General features: G+C 63.7%; 10 protein-coding genes. 6 read left to right on the top strand and 4 right to left on the bottom strand.

Annotated features, from left to right (window positions below; genetic code table 11):
* Positions 1–54: 54 nt before the first annotated feature.
* The 3 genes from FQ320_RS26800 to FQ320_RS26690 all read left to right on the top strand — a co-directional run bounded on the left by FQ320_RS26800 (position 55) and on the right by FQ320_RS26690 (position 5,691).
* Positions 55–2,664 (top strand): M10 family metallopeptidase C-terminal domain-containing protein, encoded by a 2,610-nt coding sequence (locus FQ320_RS26800; RefSeq protein ID WP_148475624.1) that lies wholly within the window; start codon positions 55–57, stop codon positions 2,662–2,664.
* Between the two features lie 195 nt (positions 2,665–2,859).
* Positions 2,860–5,301, top strand: a complete 2,442-nt coding sequence (locus tag FQ320_RS22955) for a calcium-binding protein (RefSeq protein ID WP_148475625.1) — start codon at positions 2,860–2,862, stop codon at positions 5,299–5,301.
* Between the two features lie 264 nt (positions 5,302–5,565).
* Positions 5,566–5,691, top strand: a complete 126-nt coding sequence (locus tag FQ320_RS26690) for a hypothetical protein (protein ID WP_255509679.1) — start codon at positions 5,566–5,568, stop codon at positions 5,689–5,691.
* A 110-nt stretch (positions 5,692–5,801) separates the two neighbouring features.
* On the opposite strand, the gene FQ320_RS22960 is transcribed toward FQ320_RS26690, so the two are convergent.
* Genes FQ320_RS22960 through FQ320_RS22970 form a run of 3 tightly spaced genes read right to left on the bottom strand, consistent with a single transcriptional unit; the run spans position 5,802 to position 10,044 of the window.
* Positions 5,802–6,608, bottom strand: a complete 807-nt coding sequence (locus FQ320_RS22960) for a hypothetical protein (protein ID WP_148475626.1) — start codon at positions 6,606–6,608, stop codon at positions 5,802–5,804.
* Positions 6,605–7,357, bottom strand: a complete 753-nt coding sequence (locus FQ320_RS22965; protein ID WP_148475627.1) for a CatB-related O-acetyltransferase — start codon at positions 7,355–7,357, stop codon at positions 6,605–6,607. The genes FQ320_RS22960 and FQ320_RS22965 overlap by 4 nt, the downstream gene beginning before the upstream one ends.
* On the bottom strand, positions 7,354–10,044 hold the full coding sequence (locus FQ320_RS22970; protein WP_148475628.1) for a glycosyltransferase: 2,691 nt from the start codon (positions 10,042–10,044) through the stop codon (positions 7,354–7,356). Before FQ320_RS22970 ends, FQ320_RS22965 begins: the two co-directional genes overlap by 4 nt.
* Before the next feature lie 546 nt (positions 10,045–10,590).
* On the opposite strand from FQ320_RS22970, the gene FQ320_RS22975 reads away from it, so the two are divergent.
* The 3 genes from FQ320_RS22975 to FQ320_RS22985 are packed head-to-tail and all read left to right on the top strand — an operon-like array spanning position 10,591 to position 14,427.
* Positions 10,591–12,435: a sulfotransferase gene (locus tag FQ320_RS22975; protein ID WP_187394047.1), complete on the top strand. Its 1,845-nt coding sequence runs from the start codon at positions 10,591–10,593 to the stop codon at positions 12,433–12,435.
* Complete coding sequence (locus FQ320_RS22980; RefSeq protein ID WP_148475630.1) at positions 12,432–13,253, top strand: sulfotransferase family 2 domain-containing protein; 822 nt, start codon at positions 12,432–12,434, stop codon at positions 13,251–13,253. The genes FQ320_RS22975 and FQ320_RS22980 overlap by 4 nt, the downstream gene beginning before the upstream one ends.
* 25 nt (positions 13,254–13,278) lie before the next feature.
* Positions 13,279–14,427 carry a glycosyltransferase 61 family protein gene (locus FQ320_RS22985; RefSeq protein ID WP_148475631.1) on the top strand — a complete coding sequence of 383 codons (1,149 nt, stop codon included), beginning with the start codon at positions 13,279–13,281 and terminating at the stop codon, positions 14,425–14,427.
* A 118-nt stretch (positions 14,428–14,545) separates the two neighbouring features.
* Here the strand turns inward: FQ320_RS22985 and FQ320_RS22990 are convergent.
* Positions 14,546–15,412 (bottom strand): glycosyltransferase (locus FQ320_RS22990; protein ID WP_148475632.1); only part of this gene is annotated, 867 nt, incomplete at its 5' end.

Below are 15,412 nucleotides of genomic sequence, written 5' to 3' on the forward strand. Positions count from 1 at the left end.
GGCAGAACCTTAGTAACCCGACATTCAAGTCTGTTTTGAACAAGGGTCACCGCCATGCCTGATACAATTCCCGCCAGTACCGGCACCACTGCCACGATTTCCATTGGCGGCACTTTTTCCAGCGCATTGGACACACCGGGCGACCGCGACTGGATCCGGCTGGACCTGACAGCGGGGCAGGAGGTTGCGATCAACCTTGACGGTGCCCCGGGGGTGAACAGCCTGTATGATCCTTATCTGTACCTGCACGATTCCGACGGCATGTTGATTGCCAGCAATGACGACAGCGGCCTGGGGACGAATTCGCAGATTACCGTTACCGCAGGTTACTCCGGCGCGTATTACATCGATGTCGGCGCATTCGGCGACAACTCGACCGGCGATTACGTGGTCAGTGTGCAGGAGGCGGGTGCATCGCTGCCGGGCAATTATGATCCGCTGGAATCGCTGCAATGGGGCGTGCCCCTTGCCGATACCCATGTCACCGTCCATTTCGGCGCTGCGGGATTCACCGCCGCCGGATATACTTCGGATGGGTTCCGCACCTTCGAGACCTTGCAGTTTCGGGTGGTCTTTGACCTGATATCGTCACTGACCCATCTGACATTCAGCGTGGTCGACGACCCCGAACAGGCAGATTTCCAGCTCATTCTGGACGTGATCAGATTGCCGCAAACCGGATATCTGGGCACATTCATCCCGCCGGGCGAAATCGACGAAGGTGTCGGCGTGTTCAACGGCGAGGCCTGGGACCGTTGGGTGGGCGGCGATCTGGAGCAAGGAGGCTATGGCTTTGCCACCATCCTGCACGAGGTGCTGCATGGTCTTGGCATGGCGCATCCCCATGACAGCGGCGGCACATCCACTGTCATGCCGGGGGTTACCAGCTCTTTTTTCAACACGGGCACCGATCTGCTGAATCAGGGTGTCTTTACCGTGATGGGCTATAACCGGGGATTTTTCGAAGGCCCAGTGGGCACCGGGCACTATGGGTCTGACTGGGGCTATGAGGCGGGGCCGATGGCGCTTGATATTGCCGTGCTGCAACGGATGTATGGCGCAAATACCGGCACCAACACCGGCGATGACACCTATGTGCTGCCCGATGCAAATGTCAGAGGCACCGGCTGGGTGTCGATCTGGGACAGTGGTGGCATCGACACGATCCGTCATGACGGCACGCGCACCAGCACCATCGATCTGCGCGCGGCGACGCTGCTTGGGGCCGAGGGCGGCGGCGGATATATCTCGGCCCGCAATGGTATCACCGGGGGGTTCACCATCGCCAATGGCGTGGTGATCGAAAACGCCATCGGTGGATCGGGCAGTGACATGTTGAACGGCAATGCCGCCGCCAATTCGCTGAGAGGTCGCGCGGGCAGTGACACGATCATCGGCGGCATGGGGGATGACTCGATCGACGGCGGCGCCAATTTCGACACGGCGGTTCTGGGTGTGGCCATGGGCACGATCCAAGTCACCGGCATGGGCAGCGGGTGGATCGGCATCCTTTCAGCCGAGGGGGCGGATGTATTCTTAAGCATCGAGAGCTTTGAGTTCTCTGACGGCACACTGAGTATTGCGCAGATCATGGCGCTGGCGGTGGGCGGGTCCGGACAGGTGATCGAGGGCACACCATTGCACGACCCGCTGTACGGCACGATCGGTGACGATACGATTTCAGGCTTTGACGGCAACGACACGATATATGGCGATGATGGTAACGATCTGATCAACGGCGGCGCTGGCGACGACAGTCTGCTGGGCGGGCTGGGCGCCGACGAGATCCATGGCGCGACAGGCAACGACACGATCTCCGGGCTGAACGGGTTCGACGCGATCAATGGCGGGGCCGGTGACGACAGTCTGAACGGTGGGCAGGGCAATGACACCCTGCTGGGCGGAGACGGCAATGACCACATGATCGGTGGTCTGGGTTTCGACGAGATCAATGGCGGTACCGGTGACGACACGCTGTACGGGCTGAACGGTTTTGACCTGCTGAGCGGCGGGGCGGGGAATGACAGTCTGAACGGCGGCTCTGGCAACGACACCCTGCGGGGCGGCGATGGCAATGACCACATGACCGGCGGTCTGGGCTTTGACGAGATGGACGGCGGAGCGGGCAATGACACGCTGTATGGGCTGAACGGGTTTGACCTGCTCAACGGCGGTGCCGGTGACGACCGCCTGAACGGCGGCTCTGGCAACGACACCCTGTTTGGCGCGACGGGCAACGACACGCTGATCGGCGGGCTTGGTTTTGACATTCTGAGCGGTGGCGGCGGTGACGACATATTGCTGGGGCAGACGGGGTTCGACCGGCTGAACGGTGGCGCGGGCAACGACGATCTGCAGGGCAACGCGGGCAACGATACGTTGATGGGCGGGCAGGGCGACGACATCCTGCGCGGCGGGCAGGGGGCGGATCTGTTCATTTTTCAGTCCGGGGCCGATGTGATCCGCGATTTCCAGAATGACGTCGATTCCGTGCGGATCAACTCGCGCCTGTTGTTTCAGGAAAGTCCGGTGGCCAGTGATCTTGGTGGCTATTCCAGCGTTATATCAGGAAATCTGATGCTGGATTTCGGTCGCGGGAATACGCTCACCTTCAATGGGCTGACCAATGTCACGGCGCTGTATGATGATGTGATATTCGCCTGACGGCTTATCCCTGACGGGGCTTGATGGGTCCTGATCGGCCCCGAATTAGCGCGACCCGGCCCCGGGCGTGCAGCGCGCCGGGGTATTCTTATTTGCATTTGTATTTGATTTTTCCTTGATTCCAAATCCGGATTTGGCTTTTGTGCAAACCGGGGGCACGACTGATTCAGCCCCGAATTCAATTTTGGGGCTTTCATGATCATCACATACCTCGGCGGCAACAGCGATTTCTTCAGCGATGCATTCTTTGACACAAGCGGCGAATTTGATGCCAATTTCCTGAACGCGAGTGCGACCCGCGTCGTATTGCAGCAACCGACAACCCGTGATGTGACCACGATCACCGGCACCGATTTCACCTTTGCGGGCAACGACCCCACGGGCGGCACGGTCACCGGGATGAGTTTTTCCTCGAACGGGGTCAACACCGGCACGATAACCGGGATTTCCTGGAGTGTGACGGCGCTGGGGGATGCGCTGGACGCGGCCGAGAATGACAATCCGCTCCCGCTTGGTGTGCTGTTTTCGTCCAGCGGTGGCATCACCGTGGACGCGACGGGGGCCAGCACCGGGTTCGATGCCGACGATCTGAGTTTCCTGTCAGATTACATCACCGTGCCGATCACGATAAACGGATCGCGCTTTGACGACGAATTGTCCGGGGGCAGGGGCAACGACACGATCCGCCCCGGCGCCAATGACGGATACGACAAGATCGAAGGCTCGCTTGGCAATGATGTGATCGATTTCGCCGGCGCCAACAGCAACAGTTATTATTCGATCGACCTGGAGGGCGCAGACCTCGGCGCCGCCACCTTCAACCTGAATGGCACGGCGAACACCGGATCCTTCACCGCCTCCGGGGCCAACACGACGCTGCAGAACGTGCGGGGTGCGCTGACCGGTGAGGAGGGCGGTCTCGAGTTCATCGGCACCGGCTATAACGACGTGTTCAACATCGCCTCGGTTGCGGGGGGGTGGCTGCAACTGACCGGCGGTCTGGGCAACGACACCTTCAACCTGACACTGGACGGCACGATCCGGCTTGCGTTCAACTGGAACGGCGACATGGGCGCCACCCAGGGCGTGGTGGTCAACCTGGCCACCGGGGTGATTGCCAACGACGGGTTCGGCGGCCGCGACACGGTGAATGTGCTGGCGGACCACGGCGGGCGGCTGGAGGTGCGGGGCACCCAATACGCCGACAGGATCACCGGATCGGCCCGGGACGAAAGGTTCATCACCGAATCGGGCAACGACACCGTCGACGGCGGCGGCGGCGCTGACATGGTGCACTATGACCGCAACGGTTTGGGGGCGATGAACATCGATCTGGCGGCAGGCACTGCAAGCGGTACCTGGTACGGACAGGCCTTCACGGATACGCTGATCCGCATCGAGGATATCCGCGGCACCGGTGGCAACGACACGATCCGCGGCAACGGTGACGACAACCGGCTGGAAGGGCGCGATGGCAACGATCTGCTGGAAGGGCGCGCGGGTGACGATGACCTGCGCGGCGGTGATGGCAGTGACACGCTGGTCGGCGGCAACGGTGACGACAGCATGGACGGCGGCGCAGGCGATGATGACTGGATCCGCTTTGGTGTGGCCACCGGCGACATCACCGTCATCGATCTGGGCGATGGCCGGGTCGAAATCCAGTCGTCCGAAGGCACAGATACGGTGCAGGGCAGCGAATGGTTCGAATTCTCCGATGATACGCTGACCCTGAGCGAACTTCTGGCGATCGACAACGACGGGTCGGGCGGACCGGGCATTCTGGTCCCGGGCACGCCGCAGCATGACACGCTGACCGGCACCGATGGTGACGATACGGTCAATGGCGGCGCGGGCAACGACACGATGGATGGCGGTGCCGGCAACGACATGATGAACGGCGGCATCGGTTTCGATTCGATGGAGGGCGGCAACGGCAATGACACGCTGATCGGTCTGAACGGCTTTGACACCCTGTCGGGCGGGAGTGGCGACGACAGCCTGAATGGCGGGTTCGGCAATGACATGCTGTCGGGCGGGGCCGGCAACGACACGCTGAACGGTGGTCTTGGCATCGACATCATGGATGGCGGCAGCGGCGACGACGTGCTGATCGGGTTGAACGGCAACGACATCATGACCGGCGGATCGGGCAATGACACGATATCGGGCAACGCCGGGTTCGATTCCGTATCGGGCGGCGATGGCGACGATGTGATCTCGGGCGGGTTGGCAAATGACACGCTGTCGGGCGGGGATGGTGACGATATCATCCGCGGCGACAACGGCTTTGACCTGCTGTTCGGCGGCGACGGCAACGACGACCTGCAAGGCAATGCGGGCAACGACACCCTGAATGGCGGCGCGGGCGACGACACGATGCGCGGCGGGCAGGGGGCGGATGTCTTCGTCTTTACCGGCGGCAACGATCTGATCCGGGATTTCTCGGGGATCGTCGATTCCCTTGAGATCGACGCATCGCTGCTGTCTCAAGCCAACCCGCAGCCTTTGCATCTGGCGCAATACGATAGCATCGTGAATGGCAATCTGGTGTTGGATTTCGGCGATGGCAATACGCTGACCTTCAACGGGATCGGCAGTGTCGCGGTGCTGTTCGACGATGTGACCTTTATCTAGGGCGTTACAGGTTTAGCGCAATAACAGGGAATTGAAAGGCCTGCTCGCCTACGGGGGAGAGGTAATTGTTTCGATACCCGAAACGATCTGCGCCGGATTTCCGGATTGACCCGGGATAAACCCAATCCCACCCCGGGCGTGTAATACGCGCCCGGGACAGGTCTTTGCCGTTTAATTTACATCCATCCTGTCTTTCGATACCGGTTTTTCTCTGTCCGAAACCGGGGCGGGATCGAAACAGCCCGATTCAACTTGGGGCTCTTCATGAGCATCCCATATTTCCGCGCCAACAGCGATTTCTTCAGCGATGCATTTTCCAACGACTCCGACGGCGAACTCGACGCCACTTTAGAGAGCGCGTCGTCCACCACCCTGGTCATGCAGGGATGATCTGATCACGGATTATTCGCTGATCACCGATGCGCTGCAGATCGAGGCAGAACTGCTCCTTCCGGGGCAGGATCTGGCGGATCTCGCCCCGGTTTCAGGCGGGCGGGGTTTCAGTCTTCCGCCATCCCCAGCCGCCGCATCAGCCGGCGGTCCAGCCGGCCAAAGGATTTCAGCTGCCGAATGCTGGCGTCCTTTTCGAACCTTGCGGCCAGTTGTGGCCAGCGCAGGGCGGGCGTGGCGGCGGCCGCCTCGGGGCCTGCGTTCATGAACCGGTCGGCCACCTTGATCCCGGCCCCCAGCCGGATTTCGATGTCACGTTCCAATACGGCCAGATCATCAACCGAATAAATCCGGTCCAGCGCCTTGGTGCCCTTCAGGGCGCGGCGGAACAGATCGTCGCGGGCGGTGGATTCGATATCCCGCCAGCCGCGGATCTTGCGGGTGGCGAAATAGGTGCAATAGACATTGTCGTAATGGTCATGGATGAACCGCTGCCACCTCTGGTCGCCACCAAAGAAATAATCGTCGGCGGACAGGCTGGTGATCATCCGCATCCCGGTACGCTGGGGGGTGGCCAGTTCTTCGCCGCTCAGGCCCGCGGCCTGGCGCAGGGTATAGAAATAGAACGACGCGATCCGTTCAAGCGGCGCGCGCAGCACGCTGAACACAAAGCGGTCGGACGGCAGAGTTTCCAGCGCCTCCCAGTCGATATGGCCGGAATAGAGCCTGTATCCCGGCGGAAACTGCCCCGCCCCCGGCGGTGCCCCGGTGTGGACGCGCACCGGCGATACGGCGGAGTCACCCACCACCCGCGACAGTTCGGAATGGATCGTCTGACCGGCGGTCTTGGGGATATGCAGAAACACCACCGGGCCAGTGGTACGGCCCGTGGTGGCGGTATCGGAAGGGTCGGTCATGGGGCGGGTTTGTCAGTCTTCAATGCGTCTGTCCTGAGGTCGAGCGTATCGGGGCGGAACGGTTTTACAGCGCCCATCTGGTTCAGCCCATGCACGAAATCGGCGATATTCGATGGGTCGAGATGGGTCATCTGCCAGGGCGCATAGCGCCACCAGGCCAGCCGGATCAGCGGTGAAATGAACTGCGGCGGCACGCGCAACCGTTTCAGCACCGCCGGATTGCCCGCCACCACGCCATAGGGCGGCACGTCTTTCGTCACCACCGAATGGGCGGCCACAATCGCGCCGTCGCCAATCCTGACCCCCGCCGCCACATAGGCGCCATGGCCGATCCAGACGTCGTTGCCGATCACCGTGATCTTCGCCTTGGTCGGCGGTTCCTTCGCCTTGAATTTATAGCTGTGATAATCGGCGGCCCCGGCAAACCCGTCGCCCAGATCAAACAGCCGGTCGCCCAGATAGAACGCCGGGCTGGTCGACACCCAGGTCAGCGGATGGTTTTGCCGCCCGATCTGCACCTCTTCGCCAAAGGAACAATATCGCCCGATCCGCGCGGCAAAACAGTATCCCGACACCTGATAGGAAAACGCCCCCAACTCGATGGAATGCTCGTAGGCGGTCCATTTCAGGCTCGACGGCGCTTCGATCACGCTGTGGCGGGGCAGGGCGACCGTATCGCCCGCGCCGCGGGGCAGAACCTCGATTCCGCTGGATTTCAGCCGGGCATAGGAGACCTGAACCTGGGTCACGACGGCTCCTTTTCAGCGGGGCTGGCGGGCGCGGCGGCGGGCGGCAGCTCGGCGCGATCCGACAGGCCGTTCAGCGCGGCCAGAATCGCGGCGGCGGCAAACCCAACGGCATCTTCGCCCGGCCCGGTACTTCTCAGCGGCACGGGAACACCGTTGGGGGCGGCGCGCACCGCCTCGCCCTGGGCGCCGATGTCAAAGGCCAGCACCGGCAGGCCGGTCGCCAAGGTTTCGCGGGTGGTATAGGAAAACGTCTCGGGCCAGATCGACGGGATCAGCCAATGGGTGATGCCATGCCGTGCCGCCAGTTCGGGGATGTCGGCGGGGATGTAATCGCCGTGCACCAGAACGGATTTCGGCAGGGCATAGGCGGGATCGATGTTGCCGATCAGGACCAGCCCGGCTGGCTTGGTGCGGTTGGGCCTGTCTTGGGCGGGTGCATTCTGCCCCCCCGATGTTAGGTCCTGCGCCGCACCCGATTCAAGCCTGCGCGCCAGTGTTTGCAGCACCGCCGCCCCCTTTTGCCGCCCGATATTGCCCAGCACGCCAATCACCGGCGCGGCGCCCGGGGCAGGGGGTTCAATCACCGGCAGGGTCTGGGGCAGGGCATGGGGACGTATCGCAATCCGCCGGGACAGGGCGGGCCAGACGGCGCGCACCTGTGCGGCGCTGTCGGCGGAAAACACCGTCAGCACCTCGGCCGCGCGCACCAGCGGCGCCCAGGCATCCTGCCAGTCGGCCAGGGTGGCCGGTGTGCCATCGGGATGGGCCGAGCGATGCGCCTGATCGTCACGGCCGCGCCGCACCGGACCACGATACACACCGTCAAAATCGAGCAGGGTATAGGACGGCGAAAGCGGGAAGAAATCGTGGAACAGCACTTCGATCCGGTCGTCCGGGTGGCCGCGCAGTGACAGCAGGATGTCCGGCAGGGACATCGGATCGGGGTCACCCACACCGCAGGAATAGACGATGCGCCGTCGCGGCAGGAGGGCCAGCAGGCGGAGCACAAAGGCGGTGTCGTCACTGCTGCCCCGGGTGATGCCGCTGGGCGCACAGAGTTCGATCTGCCAGCGGCGCGACCCGCCGACCCGCAGAACCACCGCCGCGCCGAGCGTTTCCAGATCGCCCGCGATACGTTCCTGCAACCAGTTTTCTGCACCGCCACCCAGCGAATGCGCCAGATAGACGGGGACGGGCGCGGGCGCGGCTCCTTGCGCCCCCAGACTGCCGGCCCAGGCCATGCCAAGGGCCAGACGCGCGGTGACCATGGGATCGGCGGCGATGAAATCCTGGATCTCCAGATCGTATCCGGGATACCGCCGCGCGATGATGTCGTTGTTCCTTGCCACCAGCACCAGTTTTTCGGTCGAGCCGAAGCTTTCGCCGCCGCGGTGCTCAACGAACAACCCCGCCAAGCCCAGATGCCGCCCACCCAGGGCGCGCACCTTCTGGCACCAGTCGACCTCTTCGCCGTACCCCCGGCCAAAGGCGGGATCGAGCGCGCCAGCCCGCACCAGCCAGTCGCGCGACAGAGCCATGCAGAACCCCACACCGGTGGGCGCAGGGGTCAGCAGCGCCTCGGGGTGAAAGGTGCGCGCGACCGCGTCCATTGCATCGCCCTGACCCGGGGTCAGCAGGGTGCGCGCGCAGATTGCCGGGGACGAGAAGATCTCGGCATCATTCGACATCGGCGTGACGCTGGCGACGTTTTCGTGCTGCAACATCGGGCGCACCAGACGCGATGCCCATCCGGCGGGCACCAGAGCGTCCGAGTTGAGCAGGATCACCGGCCCCTCGGGTGTATCGTCCACCGGCGCGGGCTGGGCTGCGGCGGCTGCCAGCCCGGTATTGACCGAACGGATAAAGCCAAGGTTCTCGGGGTTTTCGATCAGCTCGATATCGTGACTGTTCTGGCGGGATTCGACCCAATCGCGCAGAAACGGACGGACGGCGGCATCGCTTGATCTGTCCTCGATCAGGATCAGCCGCCAGGGCAGGTCGGTATGTTCTTCGATCCGCGCCAAGGCCAGCTTCAGCAGATCCAGCGCGTTATAGACCGGCAGGACAATGGTGATCCGGCAGGGGGCCAAAGGTTCGATCCGGTCGATATTGGCGTCACCGGTCAGGAACAACCGGCTTTCCAGTGGGACGGCCATATGCAGCGTGTTCAGCCCCAGCCCGCGTTTCACCTTTGCGCGATAGGCCGGATCGCGGGTGATGAACCACCCGGCAACCGCCGGCAGCAGGCAAAATCCGACCCAGAGAAATCGCAAAAACAGCTTTATGCGGGCCGGGCCGGGGGCGGGCAGGGGCAGCGACAGCGGGTAGATCTCGACACCCCCCGGCACGGGCGTGGCCAGCAGCCCCGGCGCATCGCAGGTCGCCAGCGTGTCAAGCGTGCAGGGCAGGTCCAGATCGAACCCCACCTCGGACGGAATACCGAGGGAGGCGCCCACATCCTCGCGGCGCAGGCGGGGGATGATTTCGGCGCGGTTGCCGCCAAGCACCAACGTGATCCGCGCCGCCCGCGCCCATCCCGACACCCTCAGCCGTCCCTGATCCACGGTCACCCGCTCGACATAGCCGATCGTCTCGCCGTCGGTATTGCGCAACTCGGCAGGCGCCCCCGAAAGCACCAGATGCGTCGCCGCATAACGGTCGTTCAGGGCAATCAACCGCCTAAACATCGCGCAGTACCCTGCGCGTCAGGGGTGCGCGCAGTACCTTGCGCGTTTGGGGTGCGTGCAGGCGCGCGCGAAACGCCTTGCGCATTGGGCCGTCGCGCAATGCCGGGCGCATTGGATGACCGCGCAACGCTTTGCACGTCGGGGGAGAAATCGGGACGGAATGCGGAGCGGGCCGGACAGCGGGCGCACTGTCCCGCATAAGGAGAATAGAACAGATCATTTGCGCCAAAACTCGTCCCGTCTGAGGTAGCTCAGGTTACCATCATGCAAAGCGCATCCATGCAAGGGCAAAGTCCGGCCTTTGCCGCCACTCCTGTACTGGCTCCCGTATTGGCGAACGACGTCGTGCAAAGGGCCCTCCGGACCCGGCGCATCAGGCCCGGGCCTGTAACAACGCCCCTGCCCCGGACGGGGTTTCACCGCGTCGGGGGCGGTGCTATGCCGGGGCCATGTCGAAACTGCGCCGGGATGCGTGGTGCCTGCCGCTTTGTCTTGCCGTTTCAACCTGTCGTTTTCATCAGCCGTTTCTTCCTTTCGGGGCCTGTCATGACCAAACCCGCCATCTCTGCCGCACCTGAAACCATCGATATCGGGCAGGGCCTGCAGGTGTCGCTGTTTGCCGCCGAGTCTGCGGCACGGGTACCGCCCGAAAGTCTGGGCGCGGGGGGGCCGGAGGGCGGCGAGAAAGACAGGCCAGTTGCGATTCTGGCCTGGCATGGCGGCGGCGGGGTGGACGGCGCCCCTGACATGCTGGCACCGTTCTGTCGGCAGTTGTCCGCCGGGGGTGCCGATGTGATCGCCGCCGGATACCGCACGCTGAACCGCGATGGTGCCACGCTCGAGCAGATGCGCGCCGATGCCGCACATGCCTTGAGCTGGGCGCGAAATTGGGCAGGGGGACAGCAGCCAGAGGCGCGGCTGTTCCTGCTGGGCGCGTCCTTTGGCGGGCTGCTGGCGCTGGATGCGGCGCTGGAGGATGACACTGGGATTGCGGGACTGATCCTGCTCAATCCGGTCACCGATACCGGACCGGGCGGGTTCGCCAACCGTGTGGTCGACCCTGCCGTTCACGCCGCCCTGTCGCCCCGGGCGCTGCTGGCGGATGGCAAGACGGGTGATGAATCCGGGCATCCGCTGCTGTCCCGGCTGCGCTGTTTTATTGCCCATGGCGGCCAAGACGAGGTGGTGCCGATCGCCGCCGCCCGAGAGTTCGCTGCGCTATGGCCCGCCGGGCGCTGCGTGATCAAGGAATATCCAAATGCGGGCCATGGGTTTTTCAACCGCCCGCCCCATGACGAAAATGTTGCCCGGCTGGTTCTGGCCTTTATTCGCGAGGAAGCTTCCGCAGTAACGACACCAGCCGCCGAAAAGTCGCCCAAAAAGCCACGCAAACCATCCAGCCTGTTGCCTGCGGGGGCGACGCTGGTCTTTGGTATCGGCGCGCAGAAGGCCGGCACCAGCTGGCTGTTTGAACAGCTGCGCGCCAGCCCTGACTGCCATACGGTGCCCACCAAAGAGCTGCATTATTTCGACGCCCTGCACATCAAGGGCGAACAGAGCCACATCAACGACCGCCTCGCCCACCTGCGCCGGGTGGTCGATACCCTGACACCCGGCGCCGATCCGGCCAATCGCGGACGGTTGCGCACCATTCAGGTGCTGGCCGAGCGTCTGTCGATTCATGCCACGACCCCCGGCGATCACCGGGCCTATATCAATCATCTGCTGACCGGTTATGCGGGGCAAAAGATCATCTGCGATTTCACCCCGTCCTACTCCGTGCTGCCGCCCGAGGTCTTCGCCGAAATGGCCGAAATCGGCCCGGCGCGGTTCATTTTCATCCTGCGCGATCCGGTTGACCGGATCTGGTCGCAGATCCGCATGTCGATCAGCGCCGCACAGCCGAAACTGGCCGATGCGGCGTTCGAAACGGCCTGCGCCGCCCGTGCCGCTGAAATGCACGCGGGGCGCGATCTGGCGCGCATCCCCCGGGCCAATTACGCTGGCACACTAGAGGCGCTGGACCAGTCCGTGCCATCCGGATCGGTGCATACGGTGTTCTATGAAGACCTGTTCACCCAAGCCAGCATGGACGAGGTCTGCGCCTTTCTCGACATCGCCCCGCTGCCCGTCGAGGCGGACAAAAGGGTCGGGCTGGGGCGGGTGTCGTCGCTGCCGCCGGAAACTGAAGCACTGCTGTTCGCCGGTCTGCGCCCCCAGTACGAGGCGGCGTTCGAGCGGTTCGGTGCCGCTGTGCCAAGCGCATGGCACAGCCGGTATGCCGCGCTTTGCGGTGAAACCGTGCCTGTTGTGGCACCACCAACAGCGCCAGATCTGCCGCGCCGCGCCGCATCGCGGCTGGTTGACCTGCTGAAGGGACGCGGGAAATGAGCCGGCTGCGCAGCTTGCTGGGCGGGCGGGCACGGGCGGCTTCTGGCCCTGTGGTGGTCTTTCCCCATATCCCGAAAACCGCGGGTCAGACGGTGATTTCCGAGTTGCGCCGGGTGCTGGGCGAGGCGGCCCATTCGCCGGTCCGCACCCATGCCGCGGCCCCCGAGGATGCGCAGATGCCGCCGGGATACCGGCTCTATGCCGGGCATATCGATTGGGTCGATCTGGAGACCCTGCCCGACAACCGCTTTGCCTTTACCCTGCTGCGCGACCCCTATGAACGGATCGCGTCGTTCTATTTCTATCTGCTGCGCGAGGCGGCAAAACTGACCCCCGAGGAATTGGCGACCAAAGCGCGCACCAACATGCGAATGATCTCGACCCGGTCCGCCGACGATTATTTCTTTGGCGGCAACCGGCCCTGGCAACGCTTCGTCCTGGATCACTATGACAATTTCCAAACCGCATATCTGGCCACCGGGCGGATCCGTGGTGCCAAGCAGATCGATACCCTGCCGCGCTCTGACTGGGTGGGTTGGGCGCTGAGCGGGGCACAACGGCTACAGGGGATTTACGGGCTGAACGATCTGGACCGGCTGGAAAGCGATCTGGCCGCGCGGCTGGGAACAACAGTGAACCTGACCGGTAATTTCGTGAACGCGGGGCCGGATCTGGCGCCAGAGGCCAGAGCCGGGACGCGCCCGCGCCGCTGGCCCGATCTTGTCGCCCGGCTCGAACAGGACGGCAACGCCGCCCGGCTTGAGCGGTTTGCCGAAACCGATGCCGACCTGATCGAGCAATTGGGGATGAGACAGTGACTGTACTGTGGGAAAATGAAAACTGATGGCTAAATCTACGTCTGACCAGATCGTCGAACTGCGCGATGTTGCCGTCGCCCCCTATGTCTATAAGCGGCCGAAGTTTCGCGGCGGAATCGAAGCGCCGCTGGCCCCGCCACAGGGGCGAATGCGGCGGGGCGCGAACCTGCGCGACGATCCGCAGCCGATCGATCGCGGCGGGCGGCGGCTCTTTGGCGGTGGCGATCTGGACCGGCTAAAGGGGCGATATCTGTACGGCGGGCCGATGTGGAACCATTTCGGCCATTTCTTCGTCGACTGTATCCACCGTCTCTGGGCGCTCAAGGCAGGGGGCACATCCTATGATGGAATCGTCTTTCTGGCGGTTCAGGGTCTGCTTGGTGTGCGCAGCGACGCCGATCTGGCCGCAGCACAGCCGCCCGGTTTTCTGATCGACCTGATGCGCCTTCTGGATATGCCGGATGTGCCGGTGATCATGGTGCGTGCGCCGATGCTTTTTGACCGTCTGGACGTGCCCGAGGCGGGTACTGCTCCACGGCAACCCATCGCGCCGTTTTACCGCCCCTATCTGGACGGGTATCAGGCCGCGCTTGAGGACAAGCTGGCCCTGCATATCTCGCGGGCGCCGGAACGGCTCTATCTTGGCCGATCGCACCTTTTGGCCAAGGGTGGCGTGCTGGGGTCCAGCCATCTGGAACAGGCGCTGAAGGCTGCCGGCGCCTATGTGTCGACCCCCGAAGCGGTGGGTCTGCCGGTGCAGTTCGGCCATCTTCTGGGTGCCAAAACGGTGGTGTTCGACGAAGGCAGTGCCGGCCATCCGACCCAGGTGATGTCCCGCACCCCGACGGAATATCTGATGTTTCCACGCCGCGCGGCCAACGAAATCTATGGCGATGCGATTTCCCAGCGTGCGCCTTTTGCGCTGCTGGCGGAAAACGACAACATCGCCGTGCTGCCCGACCGCCACGGCTCTACCTCGTCACCCGGCGGGCTGGCCGCTTACCGCGATCCCGGTGCGGTCTGGGATGGGTTGGTGCGGCGCGATCTGGTGCAGGGAGCCTTCGACATGGACGCCTGGCGCGCTGCCGAAGCAGCCGACCTGATCGCCGCCCGGTCCGCCACCCCGGAAATCGAGTCGGTGCGGCGCGCGGCATTGGAAAGCGTGCGCGGCTGACACCCGGAGGGACGCCGGTTCCGGGCGGATTCGTGCCGAAATTCGGGGGTGGTTGGGAATGGGTGATAATCAGGGTTATGTAATATTAACCTCTGTCCGTCGCTTGTTCGCCAGGGTGTTACAGCCGCCCGGTGCGCGCCAGCAGCCGCAGCATGCGGTCGCCCGCGTCGGTCTGGCGATAGATCCCAAGGTTGTCCAGCGCCGCCAGGCAGGTGCGGCGGCGGCCTTGTCGGGCAGCGGCAAAGGCGGTGAACAGAGTGCGGGACTCAGGTGTCAGCAGTTCGGCACAGCCGGTCAACCCCGCCAAATTTCTGCTCAGCCAGTCGGAATAGTGCCGGTTGGCCAACATTCCCAACCGCGCCATACGCCCGCGCATCCCGCCATGATTGCCCAATACGTTGGTCTTGTGCTGGCGATAGAACACACCGGGGCGGCGGTCGAAGACGATGGTACCGCCTGCCCCCGCAATCAGCAGATAGATCCACCAGTCATGGAACGGCACATCCGCCGCCAGCGCCGCGGGCACCGACCGGGCCACCAGCGCCGCCGCCGCAGGGCTGAGAACCATGGAATTCCCCCCAAGGATGTTCTGCACCAGTGCATTGGCAAAACCCGGCGGGCGCATCATATGCGGCGACACGCCGGTGAATTTCATCTCGGCGTCGGTCAGATACAATCGGCTGGCATAGGCGATCACCGCATCGCCCACGGGGGGCAGCGGGGCGTCACTGCCCTCGCCCGCCAGATCGCGCAAACGGCGGCGCATCATCAACTGGGCACGACCCAGCTTATGCGGCATCCAGACGTCGTCCTGATCGGAAAATGCCATCCACGATCCGGGGCGTGTGCCCTCTGCCGTCAAGGTCAGGAAATTCGCGGCACTGCCCTGCCCGGGCCCCGACATCATCCGGACCCCCCGTTCGGGATGGGCGGCGGCAAAGCTGTTCACCAGATCAGGAGTAGAGTCGCGCGATCCGTCGTCCCC

The organism is Oceaniovalibus sp. ACAM 378 (assembly GCF_008085915.1).
Taxonomy (GTDB): domain Bacteria; phylum Pseudomonadota; class Alphaproteobacteria; order Rhodobacterales; family Rhodobacteraceae; genus Oceaniglobus.

Bases quoted from the DNA above. Each gene is read 5' to 3' on its own strand.
- FQ320_RS22955 (WP_148475625.1), top strand. From the start codon at position 2,860: ATGATCATCACATACCTCGGCGGCAACAGCGATTTCTTCAGCGATGCA.
- FQ320_RS26690 (WP_255509679.1), top strand. From the start codon at position 5,566: ATGAGCATCCCATATTTCCGCGCCAACAGCGATTTCTTCAGCGATGCA.
- FQ320_RS22960 (WP_148475626.1), bottom strand. From the start codon at position 6,608: ATGACCGACCCTTCCGATACCGCCACCACGGGCCGTACCACTGGCCCG.
- FQ320_RS26800 (WP_148475624.1), top strand. From the start codon at position 55: ATGCCTGATACAATTCCCGCCAGTACCGGCACCACTGCCACGATTTCC.
- FQ320_RS22970 (WP_148475628.1), bottom strand. From the start codon at position 10,044: ATGTTTAGGCGGTTGATTGCCCTGAACGACCGTTATGCGGCGACGCAT.
- FQ320_RS22985 (WP_148475631.1), top strand. From the start codon at position 13,279: ATGGCTAAATCTACGTCTGACCAGATCGTCGAACTGCGCGATGTTGCC.
- FQ320_RS22975 (WP_187394047.1), top strand. From the start codon at position 10,591: ATGACCAAACCCGCCATCTCTGCCGCACCTGAAACCATCGATATCGGG.
- FQ320_RS22980 (WP_148475630.1), top strand. From the start codon at position 12,432: ATGAGCCGGCTGCGCAGCTTGCTGGGCGGGCGGGCACGGGCGGCTTCT.